The sequence below is a fragment of the Bacteroides sp. OF03-11BH genome, assembly GCF_003604005.1.
Classification (GTDB): domain Bacteria; phylum Bacteroidota; class Bacteroidia; order Bacteroidales; family Bacteroidaceae; genus Bacteroides; species Bacteroides ovatus.
The window spans coordinates 1-15,641 of sequence record NZ_QTMW01000002.1; the positions used below are offsets into that span (position 1 = coordinate 1).

A 15,641-nucleotide genomic window follows, 5' to 3' on the forward strand; every position below is an offset into this window, starting at 1 on the left:
CACCAAATTTGACGAAGAACCGTTTTTCAACTTTATAGTAGGAAAAAATTTCATTCATTTCTGCACCGTTTCATTCATTTCTGCACTGAAATGAGCAAAATAGTGCGATTTTAGTTTATTTCTGCACACTTCTTTGCTAAATGGAAATTTATATTTCACCACAGAGGACACGGAGGACACAGAGATTAACTATTTTTTATTCACTATAGAGTAATACAGAGTAATCGCATTTATCGCTCTGTTTTGCTTACGGAAAGAGAGAAAAGAACTCTGTGTCCTCCGTGTCCTCTGTGGTGAACTCGTAAAGTTCCCGTTTTTTTGTATTCCATATAAAGGTTAAGAGGCAGGATATGAAAAGACAGGAATATTGAACATAAATAAACAGGAGTTGTTTTAGTATATTATTCGCTATTTATCAACGCAAAACCTCTAAACATCAACGTGGTATATGAAAAAGGAATTTGGATTCGTCCTGGCGGCTGCAATCTTGCTGGCTGGCTGCGGACAGAAAAAAGAAACGACAACGACAACTGCACGTCCTGTAAAGACTACGATTGTCGAGTCAAGATCGATTATCAGAAAAGATTTCTCGGGAATCGTGGAAGCGGTGGAATATGTGAAGCTGGCTTTCCGGGTCAACGGACAAATCATCCAGCTTCCTGTCATCGAAGGACAGAAAGTGAAAAAAGGACAGCTCATCGCGGCTATCGACCCCAGAGACATCGCGTTGCAATATGCCGCCACGAAATCGGCATACGAAACGGCTTCGGCACAAGTGGAACGTAACAAACGGCTCCTCTCCCGGCAAGCGATCTCCGTGCAGGAATATGAAATCAGCCTCGCCAACTTCCAGAAGGCGAAGTCTGAATACGAACTGTCTGCCAACAATATGCGCGACACCAAGCTGACAGCTCCTTTCGACGGTTCTATCGAAAAACGACTGGTGGAAAACTATCAGCGTGTCAACTCCGGTGAGGGTATCGTGCAGCTTGTCAATACACACAATCTGCGTATCAAATTCACCATTCCGGATGCGTATCTTTATTTGTTGCGCGCCAAAGACCCGCGTTTCCTTGTAGAGTTCGACACATTTAAAGGACACGTGTTTCAAGCGAAACTGGAAGAATATCTTGATATTTCTACGGATGGCACAGGAATTCCGGTCAGCATCACGATTGACGATCCGTCATTCGACCGCGATCTGTATGCTGTTAAACCCGGTTTCACGTGCAGCATCCGTTTCACGGCAGATGTAGGGCCGTTGGTGCAGGATAGCTGGACGATCGTACCGCTTAGTGCCGTATTCGGCGAAAGCGAAGGGAATAAAATGTATGTCTGGGTGGTAGAAGACAACAAAGTCCACAAACGGGAAGTGACCGTCAACGCCCCGACCGGAGAAGCACAGGCGCTCATCTCGGAAGGTTTGAAACCCGGTGAAAAAATCGTCATAGCAGGCGTATACCAACTAGTAGAAGGAGAATCTATCACAACTGTTGACAGGTGATAGTTGATAAATGATTATGTATCATTTATCCGCTGTCATTCATCAATTATCAACGATCATTTATTATGAGTTTAGCCAAATATTCATTAGATAATACGAAAATCATCTATTTCTTTCTTGCTGTATTGCTGATTGGGGGAATCACTTCCTTCGGCAAGCTGGGTAAGAAAGAGGATGCTCCTTTCGTCATAAAGTCGGCGGTTATTATGACCCGCTATCCGGGTGCCGAACCGGCAGAAGTGGAGCGGTTGATTACCGAGCCTATCTCTCGTGAAATTCAAAGTATGAGCGGTGTGTACAAGATAAAATCAGAATCGATGTACGGGCTCTCAAAAATCACATTCGAGTTGCAACCTTCCTTGTCGGCAAGCTCCATTCCGCAGAAGTGGGATGAGTTGCGACGGAAGGTGCTTAATATACAGCCACAATTGCCGAGCGGTGCTTCCGCACCGACGGTTTCCGATGATTTCGGCGACGTGTTCGGTATCTATTACGGTCTGACGGCAGACGACGGTTACACATACGAAGAGATGCGCAACTGGGCGGAACGGATCAAGACGCAGGTAGTGACGGCGGACGGGGTGATGAAAGTCGCCCTATTCGGGACGCAGACGGAGGTAGTCAATATTTTTATTTCCACCAATAAGCTCGTAGGTATGGGCATCGACCCGAAACAGCTTGCCAGTCTGTTGCAATCGCAGAACCAGATTATTAATACCGGAGAAATCCGTACCGGCGAACAACAGCTCCGGGTGACTGCCAACGGTATGTATACCACCGTAGACGATATCCGTAACCAGGTGATTACCACCCAAGCCGGACAGGTGAAACTGGGCGATATCGCCGTCATCGAAAAAGGGTACATGGACCCTCCATCCAACATCATGCACGTGAACGGCAAACGTGCCATCGGCATCGGCGTCTCCACCGACCCGCAACGGGACGTGGTGCAGACGGGCAAGAACGTGAAAGCCAAACTGGACGAATTGTTGCCACTGATGCCTGTGGGACTGGAACTGCAAAGCCTGTATCTAGAGAACGAAATTGCCAACGAAGCCAACAACGGATTTATCATCAATCTGATCGAATCGATTCTGATTGTTATTGTGATTATCATGTTGGTGATGGGTTTGCGCGCAGGTATGCTGATCGGCTCGTCACTGATTTTCTCTATTGGCGGCACATTGCTTATCATGTCTTTCTTCGGTGTCGGGCTGAACCGTACTTCGTTGGCGGGATTTATCATCGCCATGGGGATGCTGGTGGATAACGCCATCGTGGTGACAGACAATGCACAGATTGCCATCGCCCGCGGAGTAGACCGGCGGAAAGCGCTGATAGACGGAGCAACCGGTCCGCAATGGGGATTGCTTGGAGCTACGTTCATCGCTATCTGTTCGTTCCTCCCGCTCTACCTTGCTCCTTCTGCCGTGGCGGAAATCGTGAAACCGCTTTTTGTGGTGCTTGCCATCTCGCTGGGATTGAGCTGGGTGCTCGCGCTGACGCAGACCACCGTTTTCGGTAATTTCATTCTGAAAGCGAAGGCAAAGGACGGCACGAAAGACCCGTATGACAAACCGTTCTATCACAAATTCGCCTCCATCCTCCGCACGCTGATTCGCAGAAAAACATTGACACTGGGTTCGATGGTAGTGCTCTTTGTTGCTTCGCTGGTTATCATGGGAATGATGCCGCAAAACTTCTTCCCTTCTCTCGATAAGCCTTATTTCCGGGCGGACGTGTTTTATCCCGACGGGTATAGCATCAATGATGTAGTGAAAGAGATGAAATCCGTGGAAGAGCATCTGGCAAAGCAGCCGGAAGTGAAGAAAGTATCGATCACCTTCGGCAGCACGCCGTTAAGGTATTATCTGGCTTCTACTTCGGTGGGGCCGAAACCGAATTTTGCCAATGTATTGGTTGAATTGACGGACAGTAAATATACAAAAGAGTATGAAGAAGATTTCGACGCGTACATGAAGGCGAATTATCCGAATGCGATTACCCGCACCAGTCTGTTTAAACTGTCGCCTGCGGTGGATGCCGCTATCGAAATCGGGTTTATCGGTCCGAATGTGGACACGCTTGTGGCGCTCACCAACCAGGCTTTAGAGATTATGCACCGGAATCCGGATTTAATCAATGTGCGCAATTCGTGGGGAAATAAAGTTCCTGTATGGAAGCCTGTATATAGTCCCGAACGGGCGCAACCGTTAGGGGTATCGCGTCAGGGAATGGCACAAAGTATCCAGATCGGAACCACAGGTATGACGCTTGGAGAGTACCGGCAGGGCGATCAGGTGCTTCCTATCTTATTGAAGGATAACACGGTGGATTCGTTCCGCATCAATGACCTGCGCACGTTGCCCGTGTTCGGCACGGGGAATGAAACGACCAGTCTGGAACAGGTGGTATCGGAATTTGATTTCCAATATCGTTTCTCGAATGTGAAGGATTACAACCGGCAAATGGTGATGATGGCGCAATGCGATCCGCGTCGCGGAGTGAATGCGATTGCTGCTTTCAATGAGGTTTGGCCGCTGGTGCAGAAAGAGATTAAAGTGCCGGAGGGGTATACGATGAAGTATTTCGGGGAACAGGAAAGTCAGGTGGAGTCTAACGAGGCGTTGGCCAAGAATTTACCGTTGACGTTCTTCCTGATGTTCGTCACGCTGTTGTTCCTGTTCAGGACGTATCGTAAGCCGACAGTGATCTTGTTGATGTTACCGCTTATTTTTATCGGTATCGTTTTGGGATTGGTGTTGCTAGGCAAGTCGTTCGACTTCTTCTCCATCCTTGGTTTGCTCGGACTAATTGGGATGAATATCAAAAATGCGATTGTACTGGTGGAACAGATTGATCTAGAGGCTAAAACGGGCAAAAAGCCGTTGGATGCTGTTGTCAGTGCTACAACGAGTCGTATTGTCCCCGTAGCAATGGCGTCCGGCACTACCATTCTGGGTATGTTGCCATTGTTGTTCGACGCGATGTTCGGCGGTATGGCGGCTACGATTATGGGAGGTCTGTTGGTGGCTTCGGCTCTGACATTGTTTGTTCTTCCGGTAGCTTATTGTGCCATTCAGAGAATCAAAGGCTAATTGCCTTCTCTTATATGAAACTTGAATTTATTGTATAGATTGAATAAAATGAAAACTCAACTTATAACTCTGTCTCTGCTGTTCCTCGGTCTCACTGCCGGGGCACAGCAGCCCTATCTTAGCCGGGAAGCTTACCGGGATAAAGTGGAAGCTTACAGTCAAATTCTGAAGCAACAGAAACTAAAGACGATGGCAAGTACGGAAGCACGGAAGATTGCTCACACGGGATTCTTGCCCAAAATTGATATCAATGCGGACGGGACCCTCAACATGAGCGACCTTAGCGCATGGAACGAACCGGTAGGCGAATACCGCAACCATACCTATCAAGGTGTATTTATCGTCTCGCAACCGTTGTACACGGGCGGAGCACTCAACGCCCAACACAAGATTGCCAAAGCGGATGAAAGGCTGAATCAACTAAATGAGGAGCTTACCATCGACCAGATTCATTATCAGAGCGATGCGGTTTACTGGAATGCTTCTGCTTCACAGGCTATGTTGCAGGCGGCGGACAAGTATCAAAGTATTGTGAAGCAACAGTATGACATCATTCAGGATCGTTTTAACGACGGTATGATTAGTCGCACGGACTTATTAATGATTTCCACCCGGTTGAAAGAAGCGGAATTGCAATATATCAAGGCGCGTCAGAACTATACGCTGGCGCTGCAAAAGCTGAATATCCTGATGGGAGAAGATCCGAACAATCCCGTAGACAGTCTGTACACGATTGACACGGCTTCCGCTCCGGTGCAGATCCTTTCTCTGGAGAATGTACTGCAACGTCGCGCGGATTATGAAAGTACGGAGGTGAATATCATGAAAAGTCAGGCGCAACGCAAAGCGGCTCTTAGCCAGTTCAACCCGCAATTGAATATGTATTTCAGCGGCGGATGGGCTACAGCAACACCTAACCTCGGTTATGATGTTTCTTTCAATCCCATCGTCGGCATTAACCTGAATATACCGATCTTCCGTTGGGGAGCCCGGTTCAAAACAAACCGTCAGCAGAAAGCGTATATCGGCATACAGAAACTGCAACAAAGTTATGTGACGGATAATATCAACGAGGAACTTTCTGCCGCCCTGACCAAACTGACGGAAACGGAATATCAAGTGAAAACCGCCAAAGAGACTATGAGTCTGGCTAATGAAAATCTTGATTTGGTTTCTTTCTCGTATAATGAGGGAAAGGCAAATATGGTGGATGTGCTCTCCGCGCAATTGTCATGGACACAGGCGCACACTAATCTGATTAATGCGTATCTGTCGGAAAAGATGGCGGTAGCGGAATACAGAAAGGTTATCAGTGAATAAATTTAGAAACAAAAGAAACTTGTTCACAAAGTCTTAGTCTTATAAAAGAAATCGTCCTGTTATCACGTAACCGTGAAACAGGACGATTTCTTTTTATATCATAAGGACTACAAAATACCGTTTTGCTTCAGGATATCTTCTATTTCCTTATCTGTGATATTTGCACGTTCTGACTTATCATAAATAGTGAGCAATTTTATCTCTGTATCTATTTCTGTCCAGATTATCGTATAGGTTATCACCCGTGCACCTCCACTTTTACCTTTATTTTTCGAAGTTATCGCTATACGTATTTTACGAAGATTATTGCCCAAACTGACTCCTTGTTCAGGATTTAATAACAAATCATTTCCAAAATTCCTAAGATCTTCTTTCAACGATTTATACCGTTTTGACAAATGCTTCATTTCCCTTAAAAATTCGAGGGTAACGCTTATTCTATATTTCATTAAGGGCATCATCTAATGACTTAAACTCCAACTTACCCTCCAGATTCAGTTTCAGTTCCTTACACGCCTGATCTAAGCTTGCCAGAATCTCCGCCTTTGTCTGGTAGGGAGCTGCTTCCTCTGCGACAACATTCGTTTGCTCTTCTTCACAACTCAACATCGATTTCACTCTCCGCAGAATAGCGACATCATCCACATCCAGAATCCGCCGAATCAGTTCGTTCTTTTCGGCTTCCAATGACATTGCACTCATACGCTTGCTATTTTTACTGTTATACATTCACACAAAGATAACGCTATCAAACGAATCTTCCAAGTGTGAATGTATAAAAAGTCTTTTTCAGGCAGGAATTATCTTACGCAAGGAAGGAGATCAACACACCCGCAGCTACGGCAGAACCGATTACTCCAGAGATGTTGCTTGCCATGCAATACTGCAATACGTGATTCTTCGGATCGTATTTCAAAGCAATCTCATTGGCTACACGGCTCGCCATCGGAACGGCACTCAAACCAGTGGCGCCGATAAGCGGATTGATTTTTTTCTTCGAGAAGAGATTTACCAGCTTCACAAAGAAAATACCACCGGTTATAGAAAGTGCAAATGCAAGGAATCCACCGATCACAATACCGATTGTTGTCCAGTTGAGGAATGCTTCGGCTGTCATCGTTGCTCCTACGGACAGTCCGAGGAAGATGGTGGCAGCATTCATGATACTATTGGAAGCGGCATCGAACAAGCGGAATGTGTTGGTTCCGATTTCTTTCACCAGATTACCAAACATCAACATACCCACCAAAGGCACTGCACTTGGCACGAAGAGGGCAACAATAGTAGTTACCACGATCGGGAAGATAATCTTCAACACACGCAGGTTCTTGATTTCAGTCTTCGAAGGGTACTTCTTTTCCTGTTCTTTCATGTTGATGCTCAACTCTTTCTTCGTACAGAACAGTTTCACTACCAGCGGAATAATCACCGGAACGAGCGCCATATACGAATAAGCGGCAATGGCAATCGGGCCCAGCAAATGCGGCGCCAGTTTGATGGTGGTAAAGATAGCTGTCGGACCATCCGCGCCACCGATAATGCCCAGAGAAGCGGCTTCCTGTGGGGTGAATCCCATCAGGATGGCTACCAGCAATACGGTAAAGATACCCAACTGTGCAGCTGCACCGAATATAGAAAGATGCAGGTTACGCAACATCGGCCCGAAGTCCGTCAGCGCACCGACACCCATAAAGATGATCGGAGGCAGGAAACCAGTTTTAATCAACATATAGTAGATGAAGTTCATGATTCCCAGTTCGTGGGCAATGTCATGCAAAGGCATTTCCCAGATGTTCTTCAACACTCCGTTTACCATCACCATACCATTTTCGTCGGCCTGAATCACGCCCATATCTCCTCCGGGGAAGTTGGCTAGCAACACACCGAAAGCGATGGGGACAAGCAGCAACGGCTCGTACTGTTTCTTAATACCCAAATAGAGCAGAACGAACGCGATGGCATACATTATCAGGAACTGCGGTTCGGCAATGATATTGCTGAACGCAGTCATGTCATATAAGTTCTCAAATATTTCGTTCATTATCCTATCTTCATTAATACGTCATCTTCTGAAACAGCATCTCCCGGGTTGACACAGATAGCAGTCACTGTACCGCCAAACTCTGCACGGATGGCATTGTAGGTCTTCATCGCTTCTACATAGCAGATTACATCACCTTCTTTCACAGTGTCACCTACTTGCAAAGGAGTTTCCTGCGCACCTTTCACTAAGAAGAACTTGCCTTCCAACGGAGAAAGTACTTCTTTACCCTCTCCTGCCGGAGCAGCGGCAGCACCCGCAGGAGCAGCAGGTAGTTCGGTATCACCGTATGCTACCGTCACACGATAGGCCTGTCCGTCCACTTGTACGGTCAGTGTCTTCGGTTTGGCATCTTCTTCCGGAGATTTATCTTTTTCGGCACGACGTTTGACCACGTCTTCCAGGAAGTCTTCTTTTGCTTTGCCACTCTTGTAAGCCTCATATTGAGCCGGGTGCATAGCATATTCGAAGAGTTCTTCGTCGTCCTGTCCTACTTCCCATTTGTTCTCTTTCATCAGTTTGCGATATTTGTCGAGGGCATCGGGATAGTTATTCTGCGGATCACCTTCGAAGAACTTACGGCCTTCACGTTCTGCCTTTTCAATGATTTCGGGAGCAAGTTTGCCCGGCAGACGTCCGGCTTTACCCAGAATCATATCCCAGATATCATCGGCAATCATTCCCCAACGTTCTTTTCCTTTTTCCATAGCCATCACATTCATCATGGCGAGGTTCTTCACGTATTGGCTGAACGGAGTCACCAATGGAGGATAACCGACACGAGGCCATACGTAAGCTACTTCATCAAAGAGCTTGATGAGCAACTGGTCTTGCGTCATAAACGGCAGATTGTGTTTTGCCTTATATTTATTGATTGATTCCAGATTGGATTCGAGATCGGCCATCAAACTACCCATCATACCGCCGGGAAGTCCGGGAGCAATCAGCAAGGAGTTCATCAGGCGGTTTTTCGGGCTGATATACAAGCCGAGGAAGTCGTCCATAAATTCCTGAATCATGCCGCGCACTTTCATGTAGGCTTCCATATTGATTTCGGGCACTTGATATCCGGCGTCTTTCAGCATTGCCTGCACGCTAAGCAAGTCAGCGTGGCCTGTTCCCCAGGATAGCGGTTCCATGCCTACGTCGATGTAGTCACAACCGGCTTCACATACTTCGAGGATGCTTGCCATATTGAATCCGGGACCTGCATGACTGTGATACTGAACGGGGATTTCGGGATGTGCCGCCTTGATATTTGCTACAATCTTACCTAACGATACGGGACGACCGATACCTGCCATGTCTTTGATACAGATTTCGTCTGCTCCCAGTTTGATGAGTTCCAGCGCCATATTGGTGTAATACTCTACGGTATGGATAGGCGAATGAGTGATGCAAAGCGAGCATTGCGAAATCATGCCTGCTTCCTTTGCGTATGTGATGGAAGGAGCGATGTTACGCACGTCGTTCAATCCGCAGAACGTACGGGTAATGTCTGTTCCTTGTGCTTTCTTTACTTTGTAGAATAATTTGCGGACGTCTGCCGGAACGGGGCTCATACGGAGTCCGTTCAGTGCGCGGTCGAGCATGTGGGTTTGAATACCGGCTTCGTGGAACGGTTTTGTCCATTCGCGTACCGCTTTATTCGGGTTTTCACCAAACAATAAATTTACCTGTTCAAAACCTCCGCCGTTTGTTTCTACGCGGGCAAAACAGCCCATTTCAATGATGGCAGGAGCTACCTTTACGAGTTGGTCTACACGAGGTACGTATTTTCCGGCAGATTGCCACATATCTCGGAAAACCAAACTAAACTTTACTTCTCTTTTCATGTCTTTCAGTGATATTCTTTATAGATTTATAATTTTTCTACTTTTGTGATTTTTCCTTTACCTTGTGTCACCACATTTACAGCAGCTGTAATGGCGGCTAAGATGTTTCCCGGAACAGGGGCAGGACCTTGCGATGCTTCCCGCTTCACAGGAACCACTTCTTCAGGAGCATACTTGTTGACTAATGTAATCAACAACTTACCTAAATAAATCACAATCAGCAGAATAACAAACACGGTAGCCATTCCGACCACCATCAGCAGGATCGCTGTTTCGATATTTTCCATATAATAAACTATTAGTATTTTAAGTTGTTCGTCTAAAAAGCGTTCGAAAATACCAAATTTTTATTATAAAATAAATTAAGAAAGGAATATAATGTATAAAAACGTCATTTCTCTGATTGGAAAACTGGGGAAGTTTATGATTTATGATTTATGATTTATGATTTAGCGTGCCATCCACATCTAAACTAAATTCCCATTTATCTTATTTATTATCTGCTTCTATTGCACAACCCAAATAGTAAATGGTAAATAGTCCAATAGTAAATCGTCCTATCTATTGTTCCTACAAAAAAATGTGAGAGAAAGCCCCTCAACTTTCTCTCACACTCTGATAAAACAATTATTAAATAAAAATACTCAATGATAGACCGGTTCAGCCCTTTTCTGGTTTCATACTCTCTTAACCTACTATTAAACTACCAGATAAAACCGGCCTTGTTAAACCTCTCATGCGCCATCACGGCTTTCATTCTTTTAATTAGCGTAGCAGTCTAGTTGAAAAACCCTTTTTTAAGCCAACTAAGTCTGTTTAATCGGAAAAAACAAGCCTCTAAAGCTCATATCACGTCCGATGAGGGAATCTTTCCGGCTTACGTTTGTGGCAGGAATAATTCATCTGCCGCTGTCTATTGTTTGCTTTGAGCCCTAGTTTGCATTTCTTTTAAAACATTGTTTGTTTTGGGTTAAATTTAAATTTTATAAAAAGCATCTATTGTTTGTTTTGAGTTTAGTTTGTAATTCTCTATAAAACATCTATTGTTTGTTCTGAATCCCGGCCTTATTTCTGCCGGATAATTTCTAATTTCTTCTACTACAACATTTAATCTTCTAATCAATTCTACCGTTTTCTTCAAATATCATTAAATAGCTCTTATATTAGAAAGAGAAGCATCCGTTGTTTTTTTACCAAGAAAAAATGAAGAAAATTTGAAGAAAAACAAAAAAGCCTCTTCTGGATAGTCAGAAGAGGCTTTTTTTATTTTAAAATAATTTCTTTCCCTCGAATTTGATAACTGATTCCACACGACCCGAAGACTTTTTCCAGTGTGGCGTTCAGGTCTTTTGTTAAGACCGTCCCGTTATAGGTCAGCCCCTCGCATTTCTCATGCCCGACGACTGTTACCTCAAATATATGCTCAATATCTGCCACTACATTTATCAGCGGATCGTCTTCATACCCTAGCACTTCAGGGAATTCCGATTCTTCCGCCTTTTTTTCTACTGGCACAATCTTGGTTTCATCGCAACGCACACTTTCACCGGCAAGCAATGTACGCTTACCTACGGCAGTCTCGACTTTCACGCTTCCTTCCTCACAGTTTACGAACATCTTCTTTCCCTGCTGATCGACCAAGAATTTAGTACCGAGTACCGTCACGTCGCCGGCTTCAGTGCTAACGGTGAATGTCTTGCCTTTGGTTACATTGAAAGAGGCTTTGCCCAACAATTGCAACTTACGCTCCCAAAGCCATGTTATATGATTGTAAGTCAGACGTGAGTTTTCCATCACCTGCACACTACTGCCATCGGGCAATTCATAATTCATTGCAGTGTTATCCGTCACTACCTTTTCCTCTGCCAGAAAGTAACTGCCTACTCCCAAAAGAAGAACGACCGCAGCTGCCACTCCCCAAGAGAAGGAGAAGCTTCTTCTTCCGACACTTTGTTTTCTTTTCCGGCTTAAGATAATCTTATGGCTTTCTTCGCGCTGCAACTTTAATTTATCACCTATTTCTTTCTTACGGGAAAATATTTCGCCCACTAGAGGAAGCTTACCTTCCTCCAGGTATTGTTCTAAAGATTCTGTCCACTTTTCCATATCTCACCTCAATTAAAAATCCACAAATTAGCTGCCACCAGTAGCAAGAAAGATTTGCTCATACGCTCCCGTAGACTGGATATAGCCATATGAGTCGTATTATAAACTGTACGCGAAGTGAGCCCCATCACCTGGGCTATTTCTTCCGGACTCATCTTCTTATAGTACTTAAGATACAATACCTCCCGCTGTTGCTTTGTCAAATTGTTCAGCTCTTTCTGCAAAACTTCCAGCTGTTCTTTTTCCAACTCTGAATGGATAATAGCAGTTTCAATATCGATCTCCAGATCAAACTGATATTCGTTTGTGCCTACTTCATCCAGTGATTTGAATGATCCACTATTCTCTTTTTTCAGCTCGTTCACTATCATGTGTCTCAACGAAACACATAAGTAAGCGGGTATGGATTGAGGGGCCGCGCAAGTTTCTCTTTTCTCAAAGATGTAAACAAACAACGACTGTATCGCCTCGGTTACCAAAGTCTCATCACCGGCTATCTTCATGCCATATCCATACAGTAAATCTGCATATTGCTCATAAAGCTGCCGGAATGCCTCTTCATCCCCTTGCTGAATTTTATCCCAGGATAGTGTCTTCATTTCTCTTCACTCATTTATATGAGATATGTTTTTCCTTTTTTTACCTGATTTTTTAGTTAAAATCGTACGAATATGTTCTAAAACTCACTTGTAAAGTGGAATTTGATGTGTTTAAAGTCTACTTGAGCCATCTGAAGTACATAACTGGAGTCCGCCAAAAACACATCGCGTCCTTCTCTATCCTTTGCCATGTACTGGTATTTACGTTTCTTGAAGGCTTCCAGCTCCGCCGGATCATCGCTTTCTACCCAGCAGGCCTTATAAAGGCTTACCGGTTCCCAGCGACAGGATGCATTGTATTCATTCAACAAACGATACTGAATGACCTCAAATTGCAACTGTCCTACCGTACCAATAATCTTACGGCCATTGAATTGATTGACAAACAGCTGTGCCACACCTTCATCCATCAACTGGTCAATACCTTTTGCCAATTGTTTCTGTTTCATCGGATCGGCATTCTCGATATACTTGAACATCTCCGGCGAGAAGCTCGGCAATCCGCGGAAATGAAGCAGTTCACCCTCTGTCAATGTATCGCCAATCTTAAAGGTACCATTATCCGGCAGACCGATAATATCTCCTGCATAGGCTTCGTCAATCGTCGTTTTGCGCTGTGCCATAAACTGGGTAGGCGATGAAAAACGCACTGTTTTTCCATGACGGACGTGTGTATATGGAGCATTGCGGACAAACTTACCGGAGCAAATCTTACAGAATGCCACACAAGAACGATGGTTGGGATCAATGTTGGCGGTTATCTTAAAGATGAATCCGGAAAATTTCGGTTCGTCAGGTTTCACTTCACGCTCTTCTGCCTGTACAGGACGAGGGCTGGGAGCTATCTCTACGAAACAGTTCAGCAACTCTTGCACACCGAAGTTGTTCAGCGCTGATCCAAAGAATACAGGCGCACAGTCTCCTGCCAAATAGGATTCAGAATCAAATTCCGGATAAACACCCTCAATCAGTTCCAAATCGCCACGCAGTTTGTCTGCCAACGACTTGCCAATCTGCTGATCCAGTTCTTCCGAATGAATATCGACTGCCACTTTCTCTGTTACCATCTGTTTGGATGGCTGATACAAGTCCAGTTTCTGTTCATAGATATTGTATACCCCTTTAAAACGTGCTCCCTGCTCTATCGGCCAGGACAAGGGACGAACCTGAATCATCAGTTCTTCTTCAAGTTCATCAAGCAAATCGAACGGATCTTTTCCTTCACGGTCCATTTTGTTGACGAAGATTATTACCGGAGTCTTTCTCATACGGCACACCTCCATCAGTTTACGTGTCTGCGTTTCCACACCTTTCGCACCGTCTACAACGATGATAACACTGTCTACAGCTGTCAGTGTGCGGTATGTATCTTCGGCAAAGTCCTGGTGACCGGGAGTATCGAGAATGTTAATCTTATAGTCCCGATAGTCGAATTCCATCACGGAAGTCGTTACCGAAATACCACGTTGTTTCTCGATTTCCATCCAGTCGGACGTAGCCGTCTTTTTAATCTTATTACTCTTTACTGCGCCAGCTACCTGTATCTGACCTCCGAAAAGCAATAACTTTTCCGTCAAAGATGTCTTACCAGCATCCGGATGTGCAATAATGGCGAACGTCCGCCGTCTCAAAATTTCTGTATTATCTGCCATAGTTTTTTAGTTAGAATTATGAATTATAAAATATGAATAAGCTATGCTGGAATAACATAGCCTAGATTCATTATTCATCTTTCATAATTTTATCAATGCATTGTTTGAGGCTCTCCTCCCAATGAGGAATCTCTATATCGAACGTTGTTTTTATTTTTGTTTTATCAAGCACGGAATATGCCGGGCGGTTTGCTTTCGCGGGATATTCGGCTGTATGCAAAGGTTTCACTTTGCAGGTGGTTATTCCTGCCAGACGATGAATAGCTACCGTGAAATCATACCAGGAACAAACTCCCTCATTGCTGAAATGGTAGATACCGCGAACAATACCTTTATTAATAATAGCATAGATGGCCCGTGCCAGGTCATTGGCATACGTCGGAGTCCCGATCTGGTCGAAAACAACTCCCAGGCTGTCACGCTCTTTTCCAAGACGAAGCATCGTCTTTACGAAATTATTGCCAAAAATAGAATAGAGCCATGCGGTACGGATAACGACTGCTTGCTCGCAGTGATTCATTACCTCCTTTTCTCCTTCCAGTTTAGTGGTGCCGTATACAGAATCCGGGCAAGGATTGCAGTCTTCCGTGTATGGAGTATGCGCAGTACCGTCAAATACATAGTCAGTAGATACTTGTATCATGGCAGCACCATTGGCTTGTGCTGCACTTGCCAGTTGTTTCGGTGCTTCACAATTCAATTTGTATGCTAATTCTTGATTATCTTCAGCTTTATCTACAGCTGTATAAGCAGCACAATTAACAACAAGCTCAATCTGCTTCTCTGCCATATAAGTCCACACAGCTTGCTTGTCACAGATATCGAGTTCCTGCACATCTGTGAAATAATACGTATGTTGCGGGTTCTCTTTCGCAAGCACCTGCATCTCATTGCCAAGTTGACCGTTGGCACCCGTTACTAAAATTCTCATTTATTCATCCAGTTTTAATTCACCTTTACGGTCTTTATCATAATAATTTGCCAACATAGAAAGGAAACTAGTGATAGCTTCCACTGCCTTGGCAGTTCCTTCGCTGATAGACTTCTTTTGAAGACGAAGCAGGAGTACTCCATACAACGCTTCAAAACAGGTTTCCAGTTCGGGTTCATCTTTCTTGCCGTTTTTATTCCGTAATTCTACGATAAACGGTAATGCCTTGAAATAAGCAGCACTGTAAAAAGGAAATTTAGGAGAAGAGGACAATGCGTTGTGCAACTCTGTCAGATTGATAATCACGTTTTTATTAATCTGCAGATGCCCCTTTTCCCGTACTCCTTCCTCGCCCATCATCGTAATCAGGTTGGTATACCATTCTCGCATGGCAGGCCGCTGTTCTTCCGGATAGCGGGCAATTACATTTGCCTCCATCTCTTCCGGTTCACAATGATTGGCACGGATCAAGTCTTCCTCTTGCCACATATATATAAGGTATTCGGCAATATTCTTCTCTTTCAGTTGTTGTGCTATCTGATTCATTATGTTATC

13 protein-coding genes are annotated in these 15,641 nt (G+C 44.7%); 3 read left to right on the forward strand and 10 right to left on the reverse strand.

Translation table 11 applies throughout. The features are described 5' to 3' along the window. Nucleotides 1-448 precede the first annotated feature (448 nt). From DXA54_RS01765 to DXA54_RS01775, 3 genes are all read left to right on the forward strand, one after another. Nucleotides 449-1,504 carry an efflux RND transporter periplasmic adaptor subunit gene (locus tag DXA54_RS01765; RefSeq protein WP_004300926.1) on the forward strand — a complete coding sequence of 352 codons (1,056 nt, stop codon included), beginning with the start codon at nucleotides 449-451 and terminating at the stop codon, nucleotides 1,502-1,504. 65 nt (nucleotides 1,505-1,569) lie between these two features. Then, entirely contained in the window at nucleotides 1,570-4,602 is a 3,033-nt protein-coding gene (locus DXA54_RS01770) for an efflux RND transporter permease subunit (protein ID WP_004300928.1), read from the forward strand. 48 nt (nucleotides 4,603-4,650) lie between these two features. Beyond that, nucleotides 4,651-5,922 (forward strand): TolC family protein, encoded by a 1,272-nt coding sequence (locus DXA54_RS01775; RefSeq protein WP_165863208.1) that lies wholly within the window; start codon nucleotides 4,651-4,653, stop codon nucleotides 5,920-5,922. A gap of 107 nt (nucleotides 5,923-6,029) precedes the next feature. Here DXA54_RS01775 and DXA54_RS01780 read toward each other — a convergent pair whose 3' ends face one another. The 10 genes from DXA54_RS01780 to DXA54_RS01825 form a co-directional block, all read right to left on the reverse strand. Then, a complete protein-coding gene (locus DXA54_RS01780) occupies nucleotides 6,030-6,371 on the reverse strand; it encodes a type II toxin-antitoxin system RelE/ParE family toxin (RefSeq protein ID WP_004300933.1) in 342 nt (113 codons plus the stop codon). Continuing rightward, nucleotides 6,361-6,624, reverse strand: a complete 264-nt coding sequence (locus tag DXA54_RS01785) for a hypothetical protein (RefSeq protein ID WP_004304421.1) — start codon at nucleotides 6,622-6,624, stop codon at nucleotides 6,361-6,363. The genes DXA54_RS01780 and DXA54_RS01785 overlap by 11 nt, the downstream gene beginning before the upstream one ends. A 103-nt stretch (nucleotides 6,625-6,727) precedes the next feature. Further along, on the reverse strand, nucleotides 6,728-7,963 hold the full coding sequence (locus tag DXA54_RS01790; protein ID WP_004300937.1) for a sodium ion-translocating decarboxylase subunit beta: 1,236 nt from the start codon (nucleotides 7,961-7,963) through the stop codon (nucleotides 6,728-6,730). Further along, nucleotides 7,963-9,798: a biotin/lipoyl-containing protein gene (locus DXA54_RS01795; RefSeq protein WP_004300939.1), complete on the reverse strand. Its 1,836-nt coding sequence runs from the start codon at nucleotides 9,796-9,798 to the stop codon at nucleotides 7,963-7,965. Before DXA54_RS01795 ends, DXA54_RS01790 begins: the two co-directional genes overlap by 1 nt. Nucleotides 9,799-9,824: 26 nt before the next feature. Next, a complete protein-coding gene (locus tag DXA54_RS01800) occupies nucleotides 9,825-10,085 on the reverse strand; it encodes an OadG family protein (protein ID WP_004300941.1) in 261 nt (86 codons plus the stop codon). Nucleotides 10,086-11,061: 976 nt separating this feature from the next. Next, nucleotides 11,062-11,904, reverse strand: coding sequence for a FecR family protein (locus DXA54_RS01805; RefSeq protein WP_087323861.1), 843 nt, complete (start codon nucleotides 11,902-11,904; stop codon nucleotides 11,062-11,064). Between the two features lie 8 nt (nucleotides 11,905-11,912). Further along, nucleotides 11,913-12,503, reverse strand: coding sequence for an RNA polymerase sigma factor (locus DXA54_RS01810; RefSeq protein ID WP_008651842.1), 591 nt, complete (start codon nucleotides 12,501-12,503; stop codon nucleotides 11,913-11,915). A gap of 77 nt (nucleotides 12,504-12,580) precedes the next feature. Then, entirely contained in the window at nucleotides 12,581-14,155 is a 1,575-nt protein-coding gene (locus DXA54_RS01815) for a peptide chain release factor 3 (protein ID WP_120078858.1), read from the reverse strand. Between the two features lie 70 nt (nucleotides 14,156-14,225). Continuing rightward, on the reverse strand, nucleotides 14,226-15,086 hold the full coding sequence (gene rfbD / locus DXA54_RS01820; RefSeq protein WP_008651844.1) for a dTDP-4-dehydrorhamnose reductase: 861 nt from the start codon (nucleotides 15,084-15,086) through the stop codon (nucleotides 14,226-14,228). Beyond that, nucleotides 15,087-15,632 (reverse strand): DUF4924 family protein, encoded by a 546-nt coding sequence (locus DXA54_RS01825; RefSeq protein WP_008651846.1) that lies wholly within the window; start codon nucleotides 15,630-15,632, stop codon nucleotides 15,087-15,089. Nucleotides 15,633-15,641 lie beyond the last annotated feature (9 nt).